This is a genomic window from [Pantoea] beijingensis (genome assembly GCF_022647505.1).
Classification (GTDB): domain Bacteria; phylum Pseudomonadota; class Gammaproteobacteria; order Enterobacterales; family Enterobacteriaceae; genus Erwinia; species Erwinia beijingensis.
Map to the genome: position 1 here is coordinate 589,368 of NZ_CP071409.1, position 25,094 is coordinate 614,461.

Consider the following 25,094-nt stretch of genomic DNA (forward strand, 5'->3'; position numbering starts at 1 on the left):
TGAAATTAAGTTAAATGATGTGGTTTAACGTTAAGATAAAATAATGCAGGATGAGATATTGTGGGTTTAATCACATTTAAGAACGTTTTTTAACAATAAATAACACCAAGAGAGGGCGTTACTGCGCAGGAAAGGGAGGGTGGCATGCTTTTTAGCCTCCTTGTTGTGAAATAATGTTGTCCAGTGCGATATCCACGTTAAAATAACGCGCAACAGACGACAGGATGAAAAACGTTATGCTTCCCATTGAAAGACAACAGCAAATTCTGGCTATGGTGACGGAAAAAGGTGTGATTAGCCTGATGGAGCTGATGGAATGCTTTCAGGTTTCTCATATGACCATCAGGCGCGATATTCAGAAGCTGGAAAGCCTGAATGCGATTGCGATTGTCTCTGGCGGTATTGCCTTACCTGAACGTCAGCGGCTACTGGCGGAGCCTTCGCATCAGGATAAAACCGTGATGTATCCGCATGAGAAGGAAGCTATTGGACGGGCGGCGGCACAGTTGATCCCAATGAACAGCAGCATTTACCTGGATGCGGGCACGACGACGCTGGCGCTGGCGCATGCGCTGGCCGGACGCGATGATCTGCTGGTTGTGACCAATGACTTTGTGATTGCTGCATTTATTACGGAGCATACACGCTGTCAGATGGTGCATACCGGCGGTACGCTATGCCGCGAAAACCGTTCCTGTGTTGGCACGTTAGCAGCTGCGATGCTGCAAAACCTGTTTATCGATATCGCCTTTATTTCTGCTGCATGCTGGAACGAAAGAGGGATCTCGACTCCCCATGAGGATAAAGTGGCGGTGAAACAAGCGGTGGCGAAAATCAGCAGCCGCCGCGTGCTGCTAGCTGATGCCTCAAAATACGGCAAAATTGCGAATTACCTGGCGCTGCCGCTTTCAGCTTTTGATAGCATCATCAGCGATGAGCATCTCCCCGCGACGGCAATCGCGCACATCCACGACCGGGGAATTGAACTGCATCAGGCCTGACCGGTGCCGGGTTGACCCCCTCGCTGGTAGCAATCGCCTTCAGGCGTTGCCACTGGCGCAGGGATTACCCCGAAAATGCTATCCAGTGCGGCAACTGCGAAAGCAGATACAGCAGCAGGCCGATCGTACCGCCAACCAGCGTGCCGTTGATGCGGATAAACTGCAGGTCTTTACCGATATTCACTTCAATCTGATGGGAGAGTTCGCGCGCATCCCAGCTTTTAACCGTGTCGGTAATATGGCGAGTTAAAAAGGTCGAGAACTCAGGCGCCAGGCTGCTGGCGGCTTCTTCCATGTGTTGATTCAGCGATGCGCGCAGTGCAGCATCATTAAGCAGTGTTTCACTGAACCAGTGCCCGGCTTCGGTCATTTTTGCCTGTACCGCAGAGTTTTCACTCTTTAAATCGTTTTTCAGCCAGCCGCGCAGGTCGCCCCACAATTCGCCGATATAGCCGTTCAGCGCCTCGTCTTCTTTTAACCAGCCTTTGATCTCTTCGGCGCGTTGCGCCATCTCGGGATCGTTTTTTAACTTTTCAATCAGCCGCTGCACTGCACGGTTAAAGCCAAGCCTTAACTCATGCCCCTGATCCTGTTCCACATCGTCAAGAATGGAGTTGACCGCGCGTGCGACCAGATCGGCACTGTGCTCGCCAAGCCATTCGCTGGGTAGCATTTTTTCTTTAATGGGATGTTCGCGCTTCAGCCAATGCACTATCTGCATGGCGATAAACGCGCGGGTTGTCGGGCGATTGACTAACGTGAGTAACTGCCGGATAGCGGAATCCAGCAGCACCTGATGGCGGTTATTTTTTGTCAGGCTTTCCAGCAGCATCGCACTGGACTGGGTGAAATCGACCTTATCAATCGCCTTATGTACCGCGCGGCGGATAAAGTGCTGGATACGGGTATCATCGGTGAAATCAAGAAAGCCACGCATTGCCTGCAGCACATGTCTGCCGAGCCGCCCAGCATTTGCGGGTACATGCAGCCAGTTAGCAATCATCAATGCCGGATCGTGGCGACGGATCAGCGCCAGCAGTGAGGGCGTATCAAGGAACTTCTCCTGCACAAAACGCCCCAGATTTTCACCGATGCGATCTTTATTACGCGGAATGATCGCCGTATGGCGAGAAATCAGCGGCACTGGCACGCGGCGGAAGAGTGCAACAACGGCAAACCAGTCCGCCAGCGCGCCCACCATCGCCGCTTCGGCAATGGCTTTAATCCCGCTAAGCCAAAAGTTTGGCGGAAAGAACAGCGTGGTGACAAAGGTTCCTGCCGCGATAAACAGCAGCAGCAGGGGAATTCGCTTAACACGCCGGAGCTCGTTTTCTTTATCCATTATCCTTTCCTTGTTGGCCGCGCCCTGATTTTTCTGAATGCCCACAGAGCGCTTTCCGCAGCATGCGTTAGCGGCGGCGTCCTCCCATAATACTGCCCAGTACGCCACGAATAATCTGATTGGTTATCTGCCGGGTGGCGCTTTTCGCCACGGTTTGCACCAGTCCGTCATGCTTGCCGCCGCGCGGCCCGGTCGTACCAAACAGAATATCTTTGAGCCCGCCAAGAATACCGTTATCCACCGCCACGGATTCCCCTTTCACTGGCGGTGTCTTCTCTTTTTCCGTTGCGTTCTGCATCCCTTTTTGCAGCATTTCATAGCCGGATTCACGGTCAACGGCCTCATCATATTTGCCGTACAGCGGTGAGTGATTCAGCAAGCCGTTGCGCTCGTCATCAGTAACTGGCCCCATCCGGGAGAAGGGCGCGATAACAGACGCGCGTTCCACGATGGTCGGGCTGCCTTTTTCGTCCAGGAAAGAGATCAACGCTTCGCCGGTACCCAACTCCTGAATGGCGCTAGCGGTATCGAAATCCGGATTAGCGCGCATGGTTTCTGCCGCGCTTTTTACCGCTTTTTGATCCTTCGGCGTAAAGGCACGCAGCGCATGCTGCACGCGGTTACCTAACTGACCGAGGACGTTATCGGGAATATCTGACGGGTTCTGTGAGACAAAATAAACGCCGACGCCTTTGGAGCGGATCAGGCGGATAACCTGTTCGATTTTATCCAGTAACACCGTGGGCGCGTCGTTAAACAGCAGATGGGCTTCATCAAAAAAGAACACCAGTTTGGGTCTTTCCAGATCGCCCGCTTCCGGGAGTTGCTCATACAATTCAGAAAGTAACCACAGCAGGGTAGTGGCATAGAGTTTTGGCATCTGATACAGCTTCTCTGCCGAGAGAATATTGACAACGCCGCGGCCCTGCTCATCGGTACGCATCCAGTCTTTGATATCCAGCATCGGCTCGCCAAAGAAGTACTCTGCGCCTTCCTGTTCCAGCGAGAGCAGGCCGCGTTGAATCGCACCCACCGACGCGCTGTTGATATTGCCGTACTGCGCCTGAAAAGATTTGGCATTTTCGCCGATATACTGCGTCATGGCGCGCAGATCTTTGAAATCGAGCAGCAGCAGGCCCTGATCGTCGGCGACGCGGAAGATGATCTGCAATACGCCAGACTGCACCTCATTCAGATTCAGTAGCCGACTCAGCAGCAGCGGGCCGAGATCGGAGACTGTTGCCCGTACCGGATGGCCTTTTTCACCGAAAATATCCCACAGTACCACCGGATTACTTTGCGGCGCCCAGTCGGTGACGCCGATGCTGGCTAAGCGCGCCTGTAACTTCTCTGAGCTGCTGCCCGCTTTGGCGATGCCGGTTAAATCCCCTTTCACATCCGCCATAAAGACCGGGACGCCGATGCTGGAAAAAGACTCTGCCAGCTTCTGTAACGTCACTGTTTTACCGGTACCTGTGGCACCGGTAATCAAACCATGACGGTTGGCCATATCAGGCAACAGGCAAAGATCTTTTTCTGTCGATTTAGCAATAAGCAGTGGTGTGGTCATGAGGATTTCCGTCTGATGAAATGTACCCGCGGCATCGAATACCCGCTATCTAAGAATAGCAACGCTTCGGCACTTGCTTCGCATAGCAATGTGAATTATTGAGGGGGAGCCCCGTCATCCTTGAAACAGCCGAATTGATTCGCTGCACTCAGTGACGCAAATTATTAAAGGTAAACGTCTTCACGGCAACTGAATAATCCGAATGAAGGCGCGAAGAGTACGCCTGCAGCCCGGATTATTCAGAACATTGCGTGATTATGAAAGGAAGGATTTACCCTGCTTCAATACCACATCGCAGGCTTTGGTTTTCACTTTCTGTGCAACAGGAGAATTGCCGAGGCTTTTCAGATCCAATTGCTGACCGTTACCTGCGTTAAGCAGGCCCATCAGCCCCTGTTGATAATCGGTTTGCTTCGCTTGCTCCGTGCCGCTATTAAGCCCCAGCTTGCTCAGCACCTGATCTTTTACCGATGACGCGCCATTCTTCACCACATTATTTTTAACGCAGTACTCCATAATACCGGCGGCGTTGGTCATGGTGTTTGAGCTTACCGCCTTATCGCCACCGTTCAGCAACCCGGTCAGCGAAGAGAGCGACAATCCCCCCTGCGCTGGTGTCGCGTTGTCTGCATTTTTTTGCGTCAGCTCGGATGCTGCGCTGCTTAACTGATCCTGCCAGCTGGCTGCCATGGCGCTGCCTGCCATTAATACTGAAGAAAGGCTCAGAGCCAGGACTAACCGCTGAGTGGTACTTTTCATGTAAAACCCCTGTTTGTTTTCCGTATGCACAGACCCGTGATACTTCACGTTACTGGCTTATTATCCCGACTGCGTAGCGTATGGCGAGGATAAGTATAATCAACATCAACTGCGTGAATGACAGCATCGGCTGCCTGACGGGGCAGGCATAACGCAGAGTTCGCGCTAACGGTTCTCGCCGCGTTGGCCCTGTTATCGTCTTTTTCCGATCGCCGGTTTATCAACAGCCTGCGGTATAAAAGAAAGCGAGCGTCAGAGCCATTGGGACTTTTTCGCGATGCAGAAGTTCCCATGTCAGCGTAGATGCTGGCGAAAAAGCGGATAAACAGGATTTATCCTGGTGATGCCTTCACGTGTACAGACACTCCCCGAGGTGAACGCCGGGATGGATAACAGAAGCCAGGAAGGTGGCACACCCGAAACCCGTAAGTGAAGCATCAGGCACAGCGGGAGAAACACGAGTCAATTGGCTTTGCCACAAGCAGGACGCTGTTTTTTTCAGCATTCAGATCGCAAGCTGAATGATTAAGGTTGCGCACGCCTTGTGTAACGGTATAATCCCCAACGTTTTCCGCATACCTCTTCGTGCCGAAGTGGCGAAATCGGTAGACGCAGTTGATTCAAAATCAACCGTAGAAATACGTGCCGGTTCGAGTCCGGCCTTCGGCACCATTAGTATGTAAATAGACCTCAACTGAGGTCTTTTTTTATGCCTAAAATCCAGTCCCCGCAAGGCTTTACCCCGCTTTTCAGTCAACATAAGTCAACCTGATTCAATCTACATCAACTTACTGATGTGGGTACATCTGCGGGTATATCCCGGTTCGATTATGTTTGTACCCACACAGATCCCTTGAAAGGATACTCATCATGGCTCTGAGTGATGTGAAGGTTCGTTCGGCTAAGCCTGAAGAAAAAGCCTATAAGCTTACTGATGGAACCTGTTGAGATTAAAGCATTGCGCGAGAAGCTAAACGTTAGTCAGCCCGTTTTTGCCAGTTACCTGAACACCAGTGTATCAACGGTGCAAAAATGGGAAAGTGGCGTAAAGCGCCCGAGTGGATTATCACTGAAACTGCTTACTGTGGTGCAGAAGCATGGGTTGAAGGTGTTGGTTTGATTTAGTCGTTGTGCGGTTTGACAAAATGCTGGGCATATATATGTATAGCCTCTTATAGAGGCTATACTGGTGCTGAGAAAAAAGCTCAAGGATTAGACTATAAGGCATAGCTTAACTTATGCATTGATATGGATCTGAAATATGTGTTCCACTTCATCGCTGCGGCCAACGATATGAAACATGGTGCGCTATTTTAAATGTATCAGAAGTTCTGAGAAAAACTTATTGAAAACAAGGAAGTAAGAAATAATGTATAGTGTATTAAAAAATCTGGTCACTGGAAAATTGAGTTTACCAATGACTTTTTGGGGATGGGGATTCTGTGGAGGCTTCTTTCTTGGGTTAATAGGGATTGCAGGGATTCATAGCAATTACCCTTTTTTAGTCCCTGTAAGTTATCTTTTGAAAGTAATCCTTTTTTGCCTGGTGCTTTCAGGCTTGACGTTTATTTTAAGGCGAAAAATCACTTTTTTGGGAACAATATCTTTTCTCATTGTTCTATCCCAGGTAATAATGGGTATGGTTATGTTTATAGGCCTTTTTTCGTTATTATTTAAATGAGTCTATTTTAAATGGATAGTGATTTATTTTTTAGAATCATGCATAAAAATAATTTTTTGTGATTTTTTTATTTTAAATTCGCGCGGAGAAATACAGGTACACCTGGTGTTGTGTGCCTGACTGAACAAACTCAGTGTTATATTTTGCTAAGTCGCCTATTATATCAGTATCTTTTTGGTATATTCTCTTCCGTGATACCGATTGCATACATCCGGTTTGTCGTTAAATTTAATGTTTTCTTCAGTGTCATTTATTATAATGGTTCGTTCCATTCCTGGTTATTACTAACGGCGACCGCTCTGACTGTAAGCATCGGAGTATGCATTCCCTGTAACGTAAAATTGTAATGGGAAAGTAATCCCGCTTGTTGTGGATAAAATAACCGCAAACGAGGAGCCTTATAACGACCGGCATAGGTATAAAGCTGATACATGTCGCTGCTGGAAACGCCTAATTTACCGTCTTCTTTATTCAATAGTTTCCACTTGGCATCTGCAATCAATTGTGGAACATTGTCGTCATCAACCAATGCAATATCTGGCCGTAATTGAAATTGCCGGGAATCATCGTCGCGCATTGCGAGATATTTTCGTGGCCCCTGTGTACGAAGATGCCAGCCTTGCTGGTGGGCCCAAGGTTTTAACTTATCTGCCACCCACGCTTCAAATAGGCGATTCATATCAAACAGCAGCGAGAATAGTGGTGTACTGCCCGCTAACACATCCGGTTTAATTGCAGAAATAAACAATCGACACTGTTCAATAACAGGCTGGAATCGCTGAGTAATGCGATCGCTTTTAAGTAAGTTAAATGATTGTAAAGTGATGAGCGAATCACTGATGCCGTCAAAATGCATTAATAGTTCGGTTAACACCTTTTTGGTTTTCCCGGAGCCTGCCCATGGCATTAGCAGACGCAGGGTAAAGCGGAGTATCTGATTCAGCAGTATATCTTCGCTAAACTCGTCGAAGCGGCAAAAAAGCCGTTCTTTGTGTACCTGATTGTGTCTGATATGTTGTGGGATAACCAGGCGGCCACGCATAACTGACAGATTTTCTTCCTGTTCTATGTAATTACGTAACTTGCCCTGAAGGATCTGCATATTCAAATCATGGCAAAAGTGCTGGATAAAAATATCCAGCAGGGTGTATTGCTGGGTATTGATGCCTGCCTGCGCGCCTTTATGCATACGCATAATTCGGGCGGTGTGCAGCATTTGTACCAATGCTTCACGACACGATTCAGGCTGTTCCTCTTTACCATGGATTTTCGGCAGGACCTCTAATGTTAAGTCGTCTAACTGAATTACACCACAGAATTGCGCAAAGCGAACCGACTGATGTCCCCAGCTAAAGGTGCCGGCAGGAAGATTCGGTGACAACTTTTCCAGCAAACGGGTATGATGAACGCCAAGTGCGTGCTGGGCGGTTGCTCTTTCAGCAACAACCTTCAGCGAGCTATGTTCAATAACCGATAATATTTCCGCCACGGCTTAATCCTCGTAGATTTTACGTATTGAATCGGGCGTAATCTCATCCGCAGCCGTAACATGGTATTCAATTACGTCTTCAAATTCATCGTGCGTGAAACCGAAGACATCTTTACTAGCGTATTTTTTGAAACTGATCAGTGGGATATCCACTAAGTTTCCAGTGGCATTAATATCACCGAAAACCAGCTGGATTTTGTGCCAGTCTTCGTAAAAATATTCCTGTAACAGCGGGATTAATTGATCCAGAAATACAGCCTTTAGCTGTTCAAATTTTTTAACCTTACAAAGATAAGCATGGCCGAGCATGAGATCGCGGCTCAGAAGAAAACGGATACGGTGGTTCATCGCATCCAGAAGTTTGCGCAGGTTAATCAGGTTGCCATCCCCATCAGGGATATTCCCGGCATCATCTGAGCCAGCAATTTTGCTGCTGTCCGGCATAAGTTCCTTAAAACGGAAGCGACGGCGTAAAGCGGTATCCAGCAGTGCAATTGAACGGTCGGCGGTATTCATCGTACCGTAAATATCCAGATTTTCAGGTACGCCAAAAGGCTCGCGAGAATAGGGCAGCGTAATACGCATACCTTTGTCGCCGTTAGTTCGTTTATCCGTTTCTATCAGCGTGATCAATTCGCCAAAAATTTTCGCTACGTTGCCGCGGTTAATTTCATCGATAAAGATAGCGTAACGATGCTCGGGATTGGCTTCGGCACGCTGACAGATGCGACGGAATACACCATCCTGCGGCGAGTAGCTTAATTCACCGCTCTCTTCGTCCAGCTCAGGGCGAATACCTTCCACGAAGTCTTCGTAACTGTATGCTTGATGGAAAGTGACAAATTCGTAGCGGCTGACCGCTTCTGATGCGGCTTGCAACTGCTTCAACTGTTTGCTCAGTACAACCAGCTCTGCTGATTCCTCTTGAGCATCAGGCAGCGTAATCCAAAAACTATCATCAGTTTTATCAAACAGATAAGGTGGAACCCGGCGAGCATATTTAACCGTAGTGGACTCTTCCGGCGTGTGGGTTTGCAAAGTAGCCCAAATTATTGAATTGAGTGCGGTACTACGCCCTTGAGCTTTGCTGAGCACATATTCATGGGCGGCAATTTGAGCAACTTTCGCTTTACCGCCAATATCTGTCAGTGCCATGAAAATGACGTCATGCCATGATTTTTCTGCAAGCTGTTCGCCCAGCCATTGCTCACGTGTGAGCGCCTGCGCTTCACTGACATATTTCGCTTTTAGCTGGTTTAGCGCATAAGTTTTACCTGTTCCCGGTGGACCGAATAAAATTAAGTTCAAAGGCTCGATGATTTCTGGCTGCGTGAGTACGTCATCAATGGGCGCGGTTGCCATCGGTTTCTCAGTAGGTTCTTCGCGTTTTTGCCAGATTGCCGATAGTGGTGTAACGTAGAAATCGAGCTGCTTACTATTCAGTTTTTCTTCCTGCTCACCTCTGATCTCCAGCAGCGTTCTATCCATCGTCACAGCTGACAGATTTTCCTTATGCTGTGGTTTAAAGGCGCGGATAATCATACGGCGATCGTTATTGCTGAAGATGCGTTCAAATTTATCGGGGAACAGCATAAATACTAGCATATGCCGGAACTGGCGACTTGCGTTTTCAGGGATCGCGCTGAGCCATTCTGCGAAAGAGAATCCCTCATTCAGGTGCACTTCGCGTTCAAATGAGGGTAGCGCTAATAGCGCTTTTAAGACGTTAATAAGATAAGTAAATTCACGCGTGCGGAAGGTATTAAAGCCTGTTCCTGCGCTGCCGACCCCTGAAAGTACCTGGCTTTGCAGCATGAGATGATCGTCTTGTAACGACTCGCCAGACAGATCCCAAATAGCGGTTATCTGCTCACGTTTGGTTCTGATGCTGATATTACAGGGACAAAGAAAAAGCAGCCAAAGTATTTCAGCGGCAAGTTGTTTTGCCTCAGGTGAAATATTAGCGATTTGCTCCTTAAGGCGAGTAATAAAATTACCCTCCAGTTCGCGTTGACTATGGATTACGTCGCGCTCAATTTCTGCCAGATACTGGCTGCACCAGAGATTTTTGTTGCTGAAAAGCGAACCGCTATTAATCAGGCAACGTTGCCGCCATTCGCTGGCGGCTTTTAAGATCTGCTCTGCTTGTTCTTCTCCGGTATAGCGGCTCATCCTTATATTCCCCTTATATGATTTCAGCAAGTTATTGCAGTTAACTTATTCGATACGCGCCATCTTCCATTTTTACGCCATCCGTTTCAGCATCCCTTTCAAACATCATACGGATGCTGATATCCAGAACATCCCCTACGGATTCAGATTTATCTTTTTTTAAAGCGGCTTGCAGTTGTGAGAGGTCACCCGTGCTGTCGCCCAATGGCCAGAGTGCCGCCCGTGCTAAGTTTCTTTTACGGGACATTAATCCTTGCAGCAGGCAGTCAAAAGAGTGCTCCTGATAGCCGGCATGGATGGCCATCGGCATGTGGATGTGGACGGGATACTTTTGACCAATACGGTGCACGCGATCATTGCATTGCTCTTCAACCGCTGGGTTCCACCAGCGAGACAGATGAATAACATGAGTGGCAGCCGTCAGCGTCAGACCTGTTCCTGCGGCTTTCGGGCCGAGAACTAACAGATCAAAACCCTCATCTTGCGCAAGGTGGCGCTGGAATTTTTTTACAATTTCTTGTCGTTTCTTAATGGGTGTATCGCCGTTGATATGATCAATCTTTTCAAGGCTGAATTCCTGCCGAGCCAGTTCCATAAAGCGGAATTGCATCTTACGGTGTTCGATGAAAATAAGGGCTCGCTCGCCTTTTGATTTAATGCGCCGCAGAATTTCAAAGCATGCATTTAAGCGGGCAGAAGCATCAATAAAGCGCTGATTATCGCCGTGCATCTCCATCGCTGGATGAACAGAAACGCCACGTATATGTTGCAACATTTTCAGCGCGGCGCCAGCGCCGCCTTGTGAAAGTTTGAGTCGGGCCGTTTCATAGGCAATGGCTTGCCCTTCAGGCATCAGGCGCGGATGAAGAAAACGTATTTTTGCTGGCAATTCTTTTGCCACATTTTCTTTTAAGCGGCGGAACGCTAATGGTGGTAGCTGATTGCGGGGTTCAAAAACATGCTGGTACAGCTGAAGCATATTCTGCTCATCAGGTTCGCTGTAAAGGCGATTGAAGTTGCGCTGCGTATCCAGCGCGCCGGGTGCCAGTTGATCCATGACCGCCCATAAGTCAGCAGTAGTATTTTCAATCGGCGTGCCGGTCAGGCCCATGCGATAGTCAGCATTTATGGCACGGGCCGCGTGAGCTCGTAGCGAATCGGGGTTTTTGATCGCCTGTATTTCATCAAAGACCACGGCGGAGAAATGGATCTTCGCGAAGGAGTGTTGGTAATTAGTGAGTGTCGTATAGGTGGTTAAAATCCAGAAGCGATGGCCTTTACCTTCGTTGATGGCTTTATTTAACTTTTTGAAATTTAATAAGACATTGCCATCTTTGGTTTCGACACCCTTTGCATCTAAATTTTTATACTGACTTAATGATGAACCATACAAGCGGAGTAACCAACCGAGACCCTCCTCATCAGTATGTTGTTCTACTTCTGCACTCCAGTTTTCCAGTAGTGAGGTGGGAGCCACGATCAATATTGGGCCACGTTCTTTGTTACTGCTGGTGCTGATGGTGTTGTTTTCTTTTAACCAGCGCAAAAATGCGATGGTTTGCAATGTTTTACCTAAGCCTTGTTCATCCGCATTTAAAATACCCGGCATACCTGATTTCCAGGATGAAAGTTGTAGCCTAAAGCTCTCCAGTTGATGTAGCCGTAACGCAGTTTTTACGCCAACGGGCAATTGCTCATCAATAAATACTGTGCGTGCTTTACGTTCAGGCTGCCAGGATAGCACTTCAAAATTGTCTTTGGTATCCAGAATAACCGTGGCGAATGGTGCGGTACTCACTTCAGGATCCACTTCCTTTTCGGTTATTTCCGCAGTTTCTTCCATCTCTTTAAGATTGGCCAACCGTTTTTCAAGTGCGCGTAACGTGTCTTCTGTGGCTTTAATGGAGTGAGACGCCACTTCAATATTTTCATTTGATGAATCAATGGCCTCACGCATCTGTTGGCAGACGCTGGCTAAAGCATGGGCATCCATCGCATCGATAATTTTGGTCAGCGCATCAGGAATAATTTCAGGTAGCCAATCCATTTCGCTTGTTAAAGGTGCTGAAGCAGCACCTTTTTGGTAATGCAAAATACCTTTGACCCGTTCGGAATATTCAACGGTTTCGATAAATGCAGGTCCGGCTGCCGCTTCGATGGCTTCTTCTTCACCTACATCGTCGAGCCCATCCAGCTTGCCCGATTGTCTTAGATACTGTTCGACCGCATCGGTAATGGCTGGTCGTGGGTTTTCAATAAACGCGCGTCGTTCTTCAGGTGGAGACTTTTGCTTTTCCACCATGACATCAAGGATAGGGCGAGCGCTTCGATCAATGACCAGATAATTACCTTCGCCGACTCGATAAGCGGAAAGCGCTCCTTGCGTTCTGACGCGCTGCTGGAAACGACGTAACCGTTGATCACTTAACTCACCGATAGCTTCGCTAACAGTTTCGCCGCTGTTTTCCAGCTCCTCCACGTTCCTGGCAGAAAAAGGAACGATTTCGAAATCGTCAGCGCCATTTGCGCTGGTAGAAATAGAGAAGCGATCGGCAATGCGGACTTCTAAACCTTGCATAAAGTCGGTCATTGAGACACGGACGGCATTGATTTCACTGCCCATCTGGACGCCAGGATCAAGGGCCTGGCGAAAGCGCGCCAGCGATTCCCAGTCGGAGGCTTCGCCACCACCGGGGGTAAAGTTTTCGGCAACGTCAACGGCCTCCATCATCCATAACGGTAATCGACGTAACCCTTGTGAGGTCTTCAATATAGAGCCCCTGCGAGATGGAAGCTGGCGAACACCGTTACGTAGCCATTCATGATGTAGACGGAAGGTATCGCTACCGAGTGCGCCTTCAATATCGGTTTTCAATGTCAAATCGACGAGAGAAGGTAAGCCCAGCGTCTGCGCGGTTTCAGAATCCAGTCGGCCAGCTAACCGGTGGCTCATCACAATGGCGTCATGACTCATGTGCAAGGGTTCTTCGAATTCTTCTGCCAGCGCTTTTAAATCGGCGATGGCGAACGCTAAGGTGCGATCGTCGTGTGCCAGCCCGGATAGGGTCACAGATTGCTGCCGTTTAAACAGTCGGCTAATTAAGCTCTGCTTCTCTTCCGCAATATTGAGGGAAATTATTTCGTCATTATGATGAAAGGTGAATGTCATGACAGATACTCAATGTGTTCGCGCACTTTATCCTGCCAGCCGCTGTAATGTGGAATCGCAACAGGATTTGGTAACGAGCGGATATTTTCGCAGTCGTAGGTTAATTTAAACAGTTCAGGTGCTTTTTTATTATCACCGCTAAAAAGATGCACTTTGTAGTTATGGGAGCCCTCAACGACAATGCACCGTCCAATTTTCAGAATAAGCAGCGACGTATTTTTTCTTCCAGTTGCGACTTGCCGCCCGAATGTTAAGGTAGCGTTGTCTCTCATCGCTCTTTTAATTGATCTGGCGCGTATATCCGCTTCTGCGCTGAAAGCCACCCACGCAGAATCAATCTTACCCTGATGGTATAAATTGAGCCAAAACGTGCGTCGGGGTTCCCACATATGGCTGTCTTCAACGTCAGATACCACATCCAAAAAGAAAAGAATATTCTCGCGCGTTAGCCAGCTAATGATCAAATTCCGGCAGGCTTCATCGACGCTTCCCCAAACACCACCGCGGCTCAGGCGCGGGTCATCATAAAAGGCCACCAGCGTTTCGGTCAGATAGCGTGAAAGGGTTTCGTCGGGTTGCTTTTGCAGCCAGTGTGATAACAGCGCGTTGATAGCTTCAGCGGCGCCATTCATCAACGCACGACCTTTGCCATCAGGTTTTAACCAGGTAAACAGCTTTTCAATGTCCGATCTTTCATTGAGGGCAGGCGCAAGCAACGTGATATACGCCAGATGGGCATGAGCCATTAAGCCCGGATCGTGTGGGCGTGTGATACCAAGTTGTTTGAGCTCTTTCCATGGCGAATCCATCGTCATCATTTTCCGGGCCATGGCATGATGTGCCTGGTTAGCGTCAAAAAGTTCGGGCACGTTTTTGAGAACCGCTCTCCATTTGCTACCCATATGCTTGCTGGCGATATCAAGACCATTTTTTATCTTGATTGTGTGCGATGCACCCGGTTCATAGCTGCGGATATAGGCTGAAATCATTGCGGAAATAAAAGGTGAGGAATCTGTAGCAACGGTTTCCCGCAGATAAAACTCCTGCAGTACAGCAAATTCATCCTGAGTTCTGAACGCTTTATCAAAAACAATTGGGGCACCGGAGCAGATAAAGGACATATTTATGCCGTCCCACTGCCAACTTTCGACATAACCAAGCAGCTTACGTAATATTTTTTCACGATCGCGCTCGTCAATTTCTCTGACGACATCGGGCCAGCGTGCGTGAATCGCCTGGATCCTGGCAGACAAGCTTTTTGAAACCGGTAGAGCAGGCCTGAATAGAGAGAGGGGACTAAGAAAAACATCGCTCAGTTTCATGGCGTACTCTTCTGCAGTGGTTCAATCAACCGTTTGCGAATCTCTTCAATTTCCGCAGTATTAGCGGGAGTATGCATAATGATGCGCAGATCGATACGGCGATTCATTGCCATATTTTGCGGTGTATCATTAGGCTTAACCGGGCGCATCTTGCCGTAGCCTGCCACTGAAAGGACTGGCTGATTACGCATATTGAAATGTGCAACCAAATCCGGGGCCGCGGTGAGCATGCTGGTGAATGTTGTTATGGCACGATTAGTTGAAAGGTTCAGGTTATATACATCTTCCCCTTTAGCATCTGTATGTCCTTCAATCTGCACCGCTTCAATAATGGCAGATGAAGGATTGCAGCTTTTATCCCAACCTACATGATGGCTGAAGGTATAGCAGGGCAGCAGGGCGTCGAGGGTTTTTGCCAGCGCTTCAACAATCTTTCTTTTGTCTTCACCTAACGTATAGCTATTACTGGTAAAAAGGCCTTCGCCCTGAAAACGCAGCGTCCCTTCTTCAGGAATGACATCAACAGGTAATTCCGGAAATGACTGCTTAAGGTTATTGCGTAACTGATAAAGGAGATTGAGTCGGGCAGCCGCCGCCTGTGATATATATTGTTCCAGCGGATCGACTTGCTTTAATAACGCAATCTCAGCGCGCAACTCGTCGATTGTTTTATCGCGTGTTTGCACAGCTTGTTCATATTCATCACGCGGTACGGTGTTTTTATCGTTGTAGCGACTGGCAAAAAAAGCCAGCAGCACCATGACAATAAAAAGGAAACTGACCGTCATATCCGTCATCGATACGAAGACGGACTCTTCTTCCTCTTCATGTGAGTGCTTGCGGCTGGTGCTGCCTCTCATGACATTCGTCCCTGTTTCGGAGCAAAGTGCTCAGCCTGATCGACGATACTCTGCATTGTATCCAGTGCTGGCATTAGCTCATTTTGCATAGTTTTAACGTGATCGAAGAGTGTTTCGACCGAGGTTGCAACTTGCTGTTGGTAGTTATCGAATGCTTTGCCAAGCTTCTCATCAATGCCATCTAACCGTTCGCCCTGGCCGCGTAACGCAGTAATCAGTGATTGGAGATTCGTCAGCGTGGATTCCACAGCACGATGTTGCCCGCCCAGCGTTTCCTGTGCGGTGGATAGCGCCATCGCAGATTGTTCAGCGTTGGTTTTTGCTGCATTAGCGATAGCTGAAAGACTATTTTCACTACTCTCACGTAACTGGCGCGTACTGACTTCGATGCGCTCCATCATCGCCCGAATCGGATCGGCTGCGTTGGTTAGAGACTGTGCCGATGTACGGAAAGTGCCGGACGCATTTTCTGAGGCGACGGCCCCCTCTTTAATTCCATCGGAGGCGCGACGCAGGGCGGTGCTGGTTTCTGTCAGCATGCCGGTCACGCCTTCCAGTTTTTCTGCGATGGTGGAAAGGGGAGAAAGTAGTTCACTATTGGCTTTCTGTGTCATCGCCTCGGTAGCTTTGGTGATTTCTCCGGCAGTATTACCAAATGCGCTCAGCACCTGAGTTGCCGCGTGTCCAATCGCGTCGCTGGCCTGCGACGCCGACTCGGACATACGAGCCTGTGCTGCCTCGGCGCCCTGTTTCGCTGCGGCTTCCAGCTCAGTACGAATACCGGATGCGGCAGCTTTCATATCAGCAGCGGCCTCACCCATGGCCCGCGCACCATCACCGGTATTATCCCTGATACCTTGCAGAGTTGAGTTCATGGTTGCCAACAGGTTTTCAGCACCCTGATTAAACGCCGATGTTGCTGTGTCCGCCGTTTGTTGCATGCCGTCACGCAAGGTTGCTACCGCCTGACCTAAACGACCAATGGCGCTTTCCATCTCACTGCCCATTTTGCCTGAACTTTGATCCATGCGCTCTGCCAGCAATTTAATCTGGTCGCCTGCCAGTGAAATGCGTTCGCTGGCTTGTGTTAAGGCCCGGCCAACATCTTCAGAAAAACGTGAGGAGAGGCTCTGCACCATTTCACCGACGCCATCATTGCCCAGGCGGCTTACCTGTTCGATAACGGGAGTAATGGCCGAACTGATCGATTCTGATATCGCACGGGGAAGATCTTCGCGCAGCGGGCGCCCAATCTCCGCTACCATTTCCAGCCCCAGCTTGCGGAAATGCTCCCGACTTTCAATCGTCGCTTTTAGCTGTCGGATGGAGAGGTCTTCCAGGCTGATAAATGTCAGGCGCTTTTCAATCAAGCTATTAAGGCTATGAACCGCTTTCTCCTGCTGTGACACACCGCGACGTAACCCAATGGTAAAGACGATTGAACAGCACAGCCCCGTCAGTGACATGATGAATTTAGCGGATGCGATGGTCAGTAATCCTTCCAGCGCTGTGCTGCCGCCATCGTCAAGAGAAGTACTCATCGAGTTAAGCGCAGAAATCAGGCCGAGGAAAGTAAGGGATAGGCCAACGGTTACAAATAACCCTGGAACGATACGCCAGAATCCTTGCGTGAAGTGCAAATCCTCCAGATTAAAAAACTGGCTGGGACGCACGGCGTTACGCACGATCAAAGTGCCGTCCTGATCGTCGATAACATGGGTTTCGCGATACTCTTTCCATGCCTCGGCGACATTTTGCTGCTCTTCAGTCGCATTTAATGCGGCGATATCGGCATCGACGTCGGCAACGTGTGGACTAAATTCATCTTCAGGGGTTTTGGCAATAATGGCATGGATGCTGTTAAGCGCAGAGCAGCGGTGTTTAACCCGTTTCCGCCAGCCTACAACGGCAACGCAAAGTAAGATGACTAAAATAATAGTTACATAGCCTGGCGCAGCTGCATTTTTTAAAATCGAAGCAATAGACAAAATGCCATTACGCACCAGAACGCCAGGCAGCAGCAAGGAATCCATGTTTACACCGTAATCAATGATAAATCGTGTGGGATTATTTTGGGAATACTCTAATGGATTTTGGTGATCTTATCTATATTGAGGTGTTGCTAGTGTGGTAATATTTTCACGATGAATTTAATCTATATAAATCATATGGTTGTGTTTCGTTGATGTTATTTGTCATTACAGCTGGCGGCATGAAACATTAGTATCTCTACGCTATGCTCGTTCTTAAGCTACCAACACCTTACGATATTTGTTACTTGTGCTCACGCATACGCGCTGTATGATTTTGTCCAACTTATTTATTGCATCCGGCGTTTACGCGGCCGACAAATTTGTCGATCGTCCGTGTGAATCGCTCAACGCTTTCGCGGAATCATTATGTCTGACAACACTTTCTCACAAACCGCTGCCTTTATCTGGTCGGTGGCTGACCTGCTTCGCGGTGATTTCAAGCAATCTCAGTACGGGCGTGTGATCCTGCCATTTACCCTGTTACGTCGCCTGGAGTGCGTGTTAGCGCCGAGCAAAGACGCGGTGGTTGGGGAAGCAGAGAAACTGAAGGCCAGCCCGTTGCCGGAAGAGGGACGAGAGAAGTTTTTGTTGCGTGCCACCAACGGCCTGTCGTTCTTCAATACTTCGCCGATGGACCTCGGCAAGATGGGGCAGAACGACATTAAAGACAACCTGGAGAACTATATTCAGTCGTTCTCAAAGGATGCGCGCGAAATATTCGAGCACTTCAAATTCAGCGAATTTGCTGGCCTGCTGGAAGATGCTAACCTGCTCTACAAAGTGGTGAAGAAATTCGCCACCACCGATCTCAGCCCAAAAGCAATTTCTAATCATGATATGGGTCTGGTGTTTGAAGAGTTAATCCGTCGTTTTGCGGAAAGCTCCAACGAGACGGCCGGGGAGCACTTTACTCCGCGTGATATCGTGCGTTTAACCACCTCGCTGGTGTTTATGGAGGATGATGAGGCCTTGTCGAAAGATGGCATCATCCGCACCATTTACGACCCGACGGCAGGCACCGGCGGCTTCCTCTCCTCCGGCATGGAATATGTGCACGAACTGAACCTCAATGCGGTAATGCGCGCCTTTGGTCAGGAGCTGAACCCGGAATCCTACGCCATCTGTAAAGCCGACATGCTGATCAAAGGCCAGGACGTCAGCCGCATTAAACTGGGTAACACCCTCTCTAACGACCAGCTCCCGCAGGATCAGTTCGACTACATGCTGTCGAACCCGCCGTTTGGCGTGGACTGGAAGAAAATTGAAGGCGAGATTAACGACGAGCATTCGCAGAAAGGTTTCAACGGCCGTTTCGGGCCGGGCCTGCCGCGTGTTTCCGACGGCTCCCTGCTGTTCCTCCTGCACCTGATCAGCAAAATGCGCGACAGCCACAACATCGACGGCAGCGTAAGTAACGGCGGGCGTATCGGAATCATCCTTAACGGCTCCCCACTGTTTACCGGCGGCGCAGGCAGCGGTGAAAGTGAAATCCGCCGCTACATTCTGGAAGCAGACCTGCTGGAAGGCATCGTCGCGCTGCCAACGGATATGTTCTACAACACCGGCATCGCGACCTACGTCTGGATCCTGTCGAACAAAAAAACCGCCGAGCGCAAGGGCAAAGTGCAGCTGATTGATGGCACCAACCTGTGTGGAAAAATGCGTAAGTCTTTAGGCTCCAAGCGCAACCTGATGGGCGAGGACGATATCCGGCTTATTACCGAAACCTTCGGTGCATTTGAGATCGTGGATGCGACACCTCTGGAAGAACTGGGTCTGGAAAAAGCCGCCGAGCAAAAATCTAACCGGGGCCGCCAGCCCGCCACCGCCAAAACCGACGCGCCGAAAACCTTCGCCAGCAAAATCTTTACCAGCACCGACTTTGGCTACCGCCGCCTGACCATTGAACGCCCGCTGCGTTTGTCTGCTCAGGTGGCCGATGAAGCGATTGCCAGCCTGCGCTTTGCGCCGAAGCCGTTTAACGCCCCGATGGAACGCCTGTATGAAGAGTTCTCCGCCCAATGGCAAGCAGAAAGCTACGGTGATTTCTCCGGGATTGAAGCGGAAGCGCGCGCCATCATCAAAGCTGAATTTGCCGAACTGAAAGAGAAGCAGATTAAAGACCTGCTCGACGGTAAACTGTGGCTGGCGCAGCACGCGCTGATGGAGAAAGCGCAGCAGATTCAGGCGGCACTAGGTGCGCAGCCGGGTGGTAAAGACGTAGTCAGCAACGACTTCAACCAGTTCCAGTTAACCCTGAAAGGGGCCATCAAAACGGCTGGCGTGAAACTGGATGCGAAAGAGAACAAGCAGTTTATCGACGCCATCACCACCAAAAATCCGGATGCCGAGCCGGTGGTGAAAAAAGTGCTGAAAGAAGACGCCCAGCCGCTGTACGGTGCATTTGAATACAAAGACAAAGTGGTCGAGTTTGAGCAGGACGGCGATCTGCGCGATAACGAGAACGTACCGCTAAACCCGGCAGTGTCCACCAGCGACCTGATTGAGAACTACTTCAAAGTGGACGTGCTGCCGCACGTAGCAGATGCGTGGATCAACGCCGACAAGCGTGATGCGAAAGATAACGAGGTCGGGATTGTCGGTTACGAGATCCCGTTTAACCGCCATTTCTACGTTTATCAGCCGCCGCGCCCGCTAGAAGAGATTGATGCCGATCTGGATGCGGTCAGCGCCGAGATTATGAAGCTGCTGAAGGAGGTCCATTCCTGATGGCGAAGTATAAGGCGTATCCGGAGTATAAGGAGTCTGGGATGGAGTGGTGTACTGTCTTACCACTTGGATGGAAACGGACAAATTTGAGGTGGTTATCCAGCATCTATGCAGGAGGTACCCCATCGAAAAATGTTATAGATTATTGGGAAAATGGCACAGTTCCTTGGATCAATTCGGGGGCAGTAAATCAAAGTTATGTTACAGAACCATCAACATTTATTTCAAAATCTGCCTTTGAAAATAGTAGTGCTAAGTGGATACCAAAAGAGGCGCTAGTTGTAGCTTTAGCTGGCCAAGGTAAAACTAAAGGTATGGTTGCGCAGCTTGGTATTAATACCACATGCAACCAGTCGATGGCGGCAATTGTATTTTATGAAAAAAAACTCTCTCGATATATCTACTGGTGGCTCACATCTAATTACCAAAATATACGCAATATGGCTGGAGGTGATTTAAGAGATGGATTAAATCTTGAACTTTTAGGCGATATACAATGCCCTCAGCCTAATAATGGTGAGTGTATTCGAATTTCTGCTTTCCTCGATCACGAAACCGCAAAAATCGATAACTTGATCGAGAAGCAACAGCACCTGATTGAACTACTAAAAGAAAAACGTCAGGCGGTGATTAGCCATGCTGTTACCAAAGGGCTAAACCCTGATGTGCCGATGAAAGATTCTGGTGTTAAGTGGTTGGGGGAAGTGCCGGAACACTGGTTATGCACGAAAATAAAATACATAGCATTGCTAACACCTAAAAAATCATCGGTTAATTTTAAAAATGACGATGAATGTACTTTCATCCCGATGGAAAAGCTAAAAAGAAACTCTCTTGTAACAGATGAGAGTAAGATGATTCGGGATGTTATAAGTGGCTATACTTACTTTGAAAACGATGATCTTCTGTTGGCTAAGGTTACGCCATGTTTTGAAAATAAAAATATTGCTGTAGCCAGAGGGCTGGTTAATAGTATTGGATTCGGCTCTACTGAAATATATGTTTTGAGGCCAACTAAAAAAATCCGTGTGAGTTACTTATTATTTCGCCTTCAAGAGGAAAATTTTATCCGTGCCGCAACAGGTGCAATGACAGGTGCTGGTGGACTAAAACGTGTACCTTCAGATTTTCTGCTTAACTATCCAATTGCCATTCCACCAAAATCAGAAATGGATGCAATTGTTGCTTATCTCAATGAACAGGAAGCTCGGTATGACTTGATGGAGAGGAATGCAACTCAGGCAATACAGCTCCTCCAGGAACGCCGCACCGCCCTTATCTCCGCCGCCGTCACCGGAAAAATCGACGTACGCGACTGGGTAGCGCCCGCCACTCAAGACGCAGAGGTATCTCAGGAGGCCACCGCATGAGCATGGACAGCACCAAAGAACTGATTTTCCAGAATGACATTATCCAGCAGATGGAAGCCAAAGGCTGGATTCTCGGAAAAACCGACGGCTACGATCGCGAACGCGCGCTGTACTCGCAGGATGCGCTGACCTTTGTACAGACCACACAGCCGCAGGAGTGGGAGAAGTTTGCCAAGATTTACCCGACTGATACCGAACGCCATTTCCTTGATGCGCTGGTGGCGCAACTGAAAAAAGCGGATATCAACGCCACCGATATGCTGTCGCGCACCTACGGTACGCTTGGCGTGCTGCGTCACGGGATTAAAAGCCATAACGCCCGTTTTTCCCTGTGCCAGTTTAAGCCGGAGCATAACCTCAACCCGGAGACCTTGGCTCGCTATCAGCGGAACATCTGCCGCATCGTGCCGGAGCTGGTTTACAGTCCGCATGCGTCTAAAAGTGCGTTTGAAGAAACGGGCGTCAAGGCGAAGAAATGGCGTATCGACCTGGTGCTGTTTGTGAACGGCCTGCCGATAGCGACGCTGGAGCTAAAGTCTGAGTTTAAGCAGATGGTGCAAAACGCCATCATGCAATATAAGAAAACGCGTTTGCCGAAAGACCCCGGCACCAATAAACCCGAACCGCTGCTGACTTTCAAACGCGGGGCGCTGGTGCATTTTGCCGTCAGCCAGTACGAAGTGTTTATGGCGACCAAACTCGACGGTGATAAAACCTTCTTCCTGCCGTTTAACAAAGGCACGCATGACGGCGGGGCGGGCAACGACATCCCGGAAAATGAAGACGACTACGCTACCCGCTACCTGTGGAATGAAGTGCTGCTGCCTGACAATCTGTTGAAAATTATTGCCAGCTTTGTGCACCTGCAAATCGAAGAAAAAGAAGAGTGGAACGGCCTGAAGGGCAAAAAAGAGAGCCTGATTTTTCCGCGCTATCACCAGTGGGACGTGGTGAATAAACTGCTCACCGCCGCGACTGTAGAAGGCACGGGTAATAAATACCTGATTCAGCACAGCGCGGGTTCAGGTAAATCCAATTCGATTGCCTGGACCGCGCATCAGCTTTCCCGTTTGCACGATGAGAAAGGCGAAAAACAGTTCCACTCGGTGATTGTGGTGACGGATCGAACCGTGCTGGACGATCAGCTCCAGGACACCATTTATCAGTTTGAGCATCAGGACGGCGTAGTCGGGCGCATCAACAATAAAGAAGGCGACGGCTCGAAGTCAGACAAGCTCGCGTTCGCGCTGGAAAACTCACAGCCGATCATTATCGTCACTATTCAGACCTTCCCATTTGTATTAAAGGCGATTGAAAACAGCGTCAGCCTCAAGCAGCGTAAATATGCGGTGATTGCCGACGAAGCGCATTCTTCACAAAGTGGCTCCACGGCGCGTCAGCTGAAAGAAGTGCTGATGAAAGAAGAGGCTGATGACGATGTGGAGCTATCTTCCGAAGATATCCTGGACGCCACCGTCGCCGCGCGTAAAGGCAGCAGCAACCTGAATTACTATGCTTTTACCGCCACGCCAAAGGCCAAAACGCTGGAGCTGTTTGGCCGCCGCCCTAACCCGCTTGAACCCGCCTCAAAAAGCAACAAACCCGAAGCGTTCCACGTTTATTCCATGCGCCAGGCCATCGAAGAAGGCTTTATTCTCGATGTGCTGAAAAACTACACCAACTACAAAGTGGCCTATAAGCTCCTGCAAAAACTGAACGATCCGGATCGAGAAGTGGACAGCAAAAAAGCGAAGGTCAGACTGAACCAGTGGGTCACCCTGCACGACCATAATGTTTCGCAAAAAGTGAAAGTCATCGTCGAGCACTTCCGTAAGCATATCGCACATCTGCTTGGCGGGCAGGCCAAGGCCATGGTGGTCACCAGCTCACGTAAAGCTGCGGTCCGCTATAAGCTGGCGTTTGATAAATACATCGCCGAGAACAAGTACCAGAAGATTAGCGCCATGGTCGCTTTCTCTGGAGAAGTTGAGTTCTTTGAAAGCGACCATAACAGCCTCGCGCTACTGAACCAGAAATTTACCGAAACGAACATGAATCCCGGACTGAAAGGCCGGGATATGCGTAAAGCGTTCGATAGCGATGATTACCAGGTGATGCTGGTCGCCAATAAATTCCAGACCGGTTTTGATCAGCCTAAATTGTGTGCCATGTATGTGGATAAAGCGCTGGGTGGTGTGGAATGTGTCCAGACGCTCTCACGTCTTAATCGCACTTATCCCGGTAAAAAAGAATCCGGGACCTTTGTGCTCGATTTCTATAATGACCCGGACGATATTCTGGGCTCGTTCCAGCCCTATTACCAAACGGCAGAACTGACCGACGTCAGCGATCCGCAGCAGGTCTTCGAGCTGTATGAGAAACTGCGCACCAGCGGTATTTTCCTGTGGAACGAAGTGGAGCAGTTCTGCGAAGCATTCTTCACTAAAAATAAATCCAATGCGGCAATCAGCAATATCTGCAAGCCCGCCGTTGAACGCTGGAAACAGCGTTACAGCTCGGCTATTGATGCTTATGTTCTGGCAAAGGAATTATTCGAACGCACCAAAAAAACCGGCGATGTGGTGCTGATCACTAACGCAGAAAACAGCTTTAAGGCCTGTAAGCAGGAAAAAGACAAACTGGATATCTTTAAAAAGGATCTCGGCAGCTTTGTCCGTTTCTACGAGTTTATGTCGCAAATTGTCGATTATGATGACAAGGATCTGGAAAAGCTGAGCCTGTTTGCCCGTCACCTGCGCCCGCTGCTGCATGAACAGCGCGTAGAGGAAGACGAGATTGATTTAAGTAACGTGGAGATGAGCCATTACCGTTTATCCAGGCTGCACGAACAACATCTCAAGCTACAGGAAGATGCGGAAGAGTACAAAATCACCCCCGCCAACGATATCGGCACGGCAAAGCCGAAGGACAAGAAAGAAGAGTTTCTGTCGAATATTCTGGCACGCCTGAACGACCTGTTTATCACCGACAATCTCAGCGATAAAGACATGATTAACTATGCCTTTACCGTTCGGGATAAGTTATCGGAAAACAAGGCCGTGATGACTCAAATAGCCAACAACACGCGTGAACAAGCTATGCTGGGGGACTTCCCGAAAGCCATTGATGATGCCGTAATGGACAGCAATGACGCTCAGCAGGAGATGATGATGCAGTACCTCTCCAACCCGGAAATCGCCCAGGGATTTGCGCGGGTGGTGTTTGATATGTTGAAAGGTGCATAATTTTTAGCGAATCGGGAATCCGCGTTTCGCGATTCCCTCACGAATGCCAAACGGCCATTCCCCGGCAGTCCAGGCACACCGCCAGCAGGTGACCTTTGGCTTGATGACGACAGCATCCGTGATTCCAGGGATGGTTTTACGTGGGTGTCACGGCTAAAAAGCTATCATAAGAGGCAGCCGGAACGGAACGTAGGCCTGGAAAATCGAGAAGCTGGCAACCGGAAGGTCCGGTTACATTGAATCCGGAACGGGAAAAGCAGGCGACGTAAATTAACCCGGGGTGACAACTCTCTTAACGCTGAGGGATAGCCTCCAGAAACCCCGGTGCGATTCAAACCGTGTGGTTTCCTT

At 49.1% G+C, this 25,094-nt stretch carries 14 protein-coding genes, 1 tRNA gene and 2 pseudogenes; 8 read left to right on the forward strand and 9 right to left on the reverse strand.

Going from position 1 to position 25,094, the window contains the following annotated elements:
* Positions 1 to 236 precede the first annotated feature (236 nt).
* Positions 237 to 1,001 carry a DeoR/GlpR family DNA-binding transcription regulator gene (locus tag J1C60_RS02725; protein ID WP_128178536.1) on the forward strand — a complete coding sequence of 255 codons (765 nt, stop codon included), beginning with the start codon at positions 237 to 239 and terminating at the stop codon, positions 999 to 1,001.
* 64 nt (positions 1,002 to 1,065) lie between these two features.
* On the opposite strand, the gene J1C60_RS02730 is transcribed toward J1C60_RS02725, so the two are convergent.
* The 3 genes from J1C60_RS02730 to J1C60_RS02740 form a co-directional block, all read right to left on the reverse strand.
* Entirely contained in the window at positions 1,066 to 2,343 is a 1,278-nt protein-coding gene (locus J1C60_RS02730; RefSeq protein ID WP_128178535.1) for a DUF445 domain-containing protein, read from the reverse strand.
* A 67-nt stretch (positions 2,344 to 2,410) separates the two neighbouring features.
* Entirely contained in the window at positions 2,411 to 3,913 is a 1,503-nt protein-coding gene (locus J1C60_RS02735) for a helicase HerA-like C-terminal domain-containing protein (protein ID WP_128178534.1), read from the reverse strand.
* 255 nt (positions 3,914 to 4,168) lie between these two features.
* Positions 4,169 to 4,672 (reverse strand): YjjA family protein, encoded by a 504-nt coding sequence (locus tag J1C60_RS02740; RefSeq protein WP_128178533.1) that lies wholly within the window; start codon positions 4,670 to 4,672, stop codon positions 4,169 to 4,171.
* Positions 4,673 to 5,259: 587 nt separating this feature from the next.
* Between J1C60_RS02740 and J1C60_RS02745 the strand changes: the two genes are divergently transcribed.
* From J1C60_RS02745 to J1C60_RS02760, 4 genes and pseudogenes are all read left to right on the forward strand, one after another.
* A tRNA-Leu gene (locus J1C60_RS02745) sits at positions 5,260 to 5,344 on the forward strand.
* A 198-nt stretch (positions 5,345 to 5,542) separates the two neighbouring features.
* Positions 5,543 to 5,611: pseudogene (locus J1C60_RS02750) on the forward strand (DUF4102 domain-containing protein); the annotation flags it as partial.
* A pseudogene (locus tag J1C60_RS02755) lies at positions 5,607 to 5,792 on the forward strand (helix-turn-helix domain-containing protein); the annotation flags it as partial. The pseudogenes J1C60_RS02750 and J1C60_RS02755, both read left to right, overlap by 5 nt.
* 249 nt (positions 5,793 to 6,041) lie before the next feature.
* Positions 6,042 to 6,353 carry a hypothetical protein gene (locus J1C60_RS02760; protein WP_128178532.1) on the forward strand — a complete coding sequence of 104 codons (312 nt, stop codon included), beginning with the start codon at positions 6,042 to 6,044 and terminating at the stop codon, positions 6,351 to 6,353.
* A 253-nt stretch (positions 6,354 to 6,606) separates the two neighbouring features.
* Here J1C60_RS02760 and J1C60_RS02765 read toward each other — a convergent pair whose 3' ends face one another.
* From J1C60_RS02765 to J1C60_RS02790, 6 genes are read right to left on the reverse strand one after another with little or no spacing between them, the layout of a single operon-like run.
* On the reverse strand, positions 6,607 to 7,842 hold the full coding sequence (locus J1C60_RS02765) for an McrC family protein (RefSeq protein ID WP_128178531.1): 1,236 nt from the start codon (positions 7,840 to 7,842) through the stop codon (positions 6,607 to 6,609).
* Positions 7,843 to 7,845: 3 nt separating this feature from the next.
* A complete protein-coding gene (locus J1C60_RS02770; protein WP_128178530.1) occupies positions 7,846 to 10,014 on the reverse strand; it encodes an AAA family ATPase in 2,169 nt (722 codons plus the stop codon).
* Positions 10,015 to 10,054: 40 nt separating this feature from the next.
* Positions 10,055 to 13,183: a DEAD/DEAH box helicase gene (locus tag J1C60_RS02775; protein ID WP_128178529.1), complete on the reverse strand. Its 3,129-nt coding sequence runs from the start codon at positions 13,181 to 13,183 to the stop codon at positions 10,055 to 10,057.
* A complete protein-coding gene (locus J1C60_RS02780; RefSeq protein WP_128178528.1) occupies positions 13,180 to 14,505 on the reverse strand; it encodes an EH signature domain-containing protein in 1,326 nt (441 codons plus the stop codon). The genes J1C60_RS02775 and J1C60_RS02780 overlap by 4 nt, the downstream gene beginning before the upstream one ends.
* Positions 14,502 to 15,365 carry an OmpA family protein gene (locus J1C60_RS02785; protein ID WP_128178527.1) on the reverse strand — a complete coding sequence of 288 codons (864 nt, stop codon included), beginning with the start codon at positions 15,363 to 15,365 and terminating at the stop codon, positions 14,502 to 14,504. The genes J1C60_RS02780 and J1C60_RS02785 overlap by 4 nt, the downstream gene beginning before the upstream one ends.
* Positions 15,362 to 17,398, reverse strand: coding sequence for a hypothetical protein (locus tag J1C60_RS02790; protein ID WP_128178526.1), 2,037 nt, complete (start codon positions 17,396 to 17,398; stop codon positions 15,362 to 15,364). The genes J1C60_RS02785 and J1C60_RS02790 overlap by 4 nt, the downstream gene beginning before the upstream one ends.
* Positions 17,399 to 17,764: 366 nt before the next feature.
* On the opposite strand from J1C60_RS02790, the gene J1C60_RS02795 reads away from it, so the two are divergent.
* Genes J1C60_RS02795 through J1C60_RS02805 form a run of 3 tightly spaced genes read left to right on the forward strand, consistent with a single transcriptional unit; the run spans position 17,765 to position 24,743 of the window.
* Positions 17,765 to 20,128 carry a type I restriction-modification system subunit M gene (locus tag J1C60_RS02795; RefSeq protein ID WP_128178525.1) on the forward strand — a complete coding sequence of 788 codons (2,364 nt, stop codon included), beginning with the start codon at positions 17,765 to 17,767 and terminating at the stop codon, positions 20,126 to 20,128.
* A 41-nt stretch (positions 20,129 to 20,169) separates the two neighbouring features.
* On the forward strand, positions 20,170 to 21,498 hold the full coding sequence (locus J1C60_RS02800) for a restriction endonuclease subunit S (protein ID WP_235859174.1): 1,329 nt from the start codon (positions 20,170 to 20,172) through the stop codon (positions 21,496 to 21,498).
* Positions 21,495 to 24,743 carry a type I restriction endonuclease subunit R gene (locus tag J1C60_RS02805; protein WP_128178523.1) on the forward strand — a complete coding sequence of 1,083 codons (3,249 nt, stop codon included), beginning with the start codon at positions 21,495 to 21,497 and terminating at the stop codon, positions 24,741 to 24,743. Before J1C60_RS02800 ends, J1C60_RS02805 begins: the two co-directional genes overlap by 4 nt.
* Positions 24,744 to 25,094: the final 351 nt, after the last annotated feature.

What these genes read in the sequence shown, in the direction of transcription:
- J1C60_RS02725 (WP_128178536.1), top strand. Translation starts at nt 237, where the DNA reads ATGCTTCCCATTGAAAGACAACAGCAAATTCTGGCTATGGTGACGGAA.
- J1C60_RS02730 (WP_128178535.1), bottom strand. Translation starts at nt 2,343, where the DNA reads ATGGATAAAGAAAACGAGCTCCGGCGTGTTAAGCGAATTCCCCTGCTG.
- J1C60_RS02735 (WP_128178534.1), bottom strand. Translation starts at nt 3,913, where the DNA reads ATGACCACACCACTGCTTATTGCTAAATCGACAGAAAAAGATCTTTGC.
- J1C60_RS02740 (WP_128178533.1), bottom strand. Translation starts at nt 4,672, where the DNA reads ATGAAAAGTACCACTCAGCGGTTAGTCCTGGCTCTGAGCCTTTCTTCA.
- J1C60_RS02760 (WP_128178532.1), top strand. Translation starts at nt 6,042, where the DNA reads ATGTATAGTGTATTAAAAAATCTGGTCACTGGAAAATTGAGTTTACCA.
- J1C60_RS02770 (WP_128178530.1), bottom strand. Translation starts at nt 10,014, where the DNA reads ATGAGCCGCTATACCGGAGAAGAACAAGCAGAGCAGATCTTAAAAGCC.
- J1C60_RS02775 (WP_128178529.1), bottom strand. Translation starts at nt 13,183, where the DNA reads ATGACATTCACCTTTCATCATAATGACGAAATAATTTCCCTCAATATT.
- J1C60_RS02780 (WP_128178528.1), bottom strand. Translation starts at nt 14,505, where the DNA reads ATGAAACTGAGCGATGTTTTTCTTAGTCCCCTCTCTCTATTCAGGCCT.
- J1C60_RS02785 (WP_128178527.1), bottom strand. Translation starts at nt 15,365, where the DNA reads ATGAGAGGCAGCACCAGCCGCAAGCACTCACATGAAGAGGAAGAAGAG.
- J1C60_RS02790 (WP_128178526.1), bottom strand. Translation starts at nt 17,398, where the DNA reads ATGGATTCCTTGCTGCTGCCTGGCGTTCTGGTGCGTAATGGCATTTTG.
- J1C60_RS02795 (WP_128178525.1), top strand. Translation starts at nt 17,765, where the DNA reads ATGTCTGACAACACTTTCTCACAAACCGCTGCCTTTATCTGGTCGGTG.
- J1C60_RS02800 (WP_235859174.1), top strand. Translation starts at nt 20,170, where the DNA reads ATGGAGTGGTGTACTGTCTTACCACTTGGATGGAAACGGACAAATTTG.
- J1C60_RS02805 (WP_128178523.1), top strand. Translation starts at nt 21,495, where the DNA reads ATGAGCATGGACAGCACCAAAGAACTGATTTTCCAGAATGACATTATC.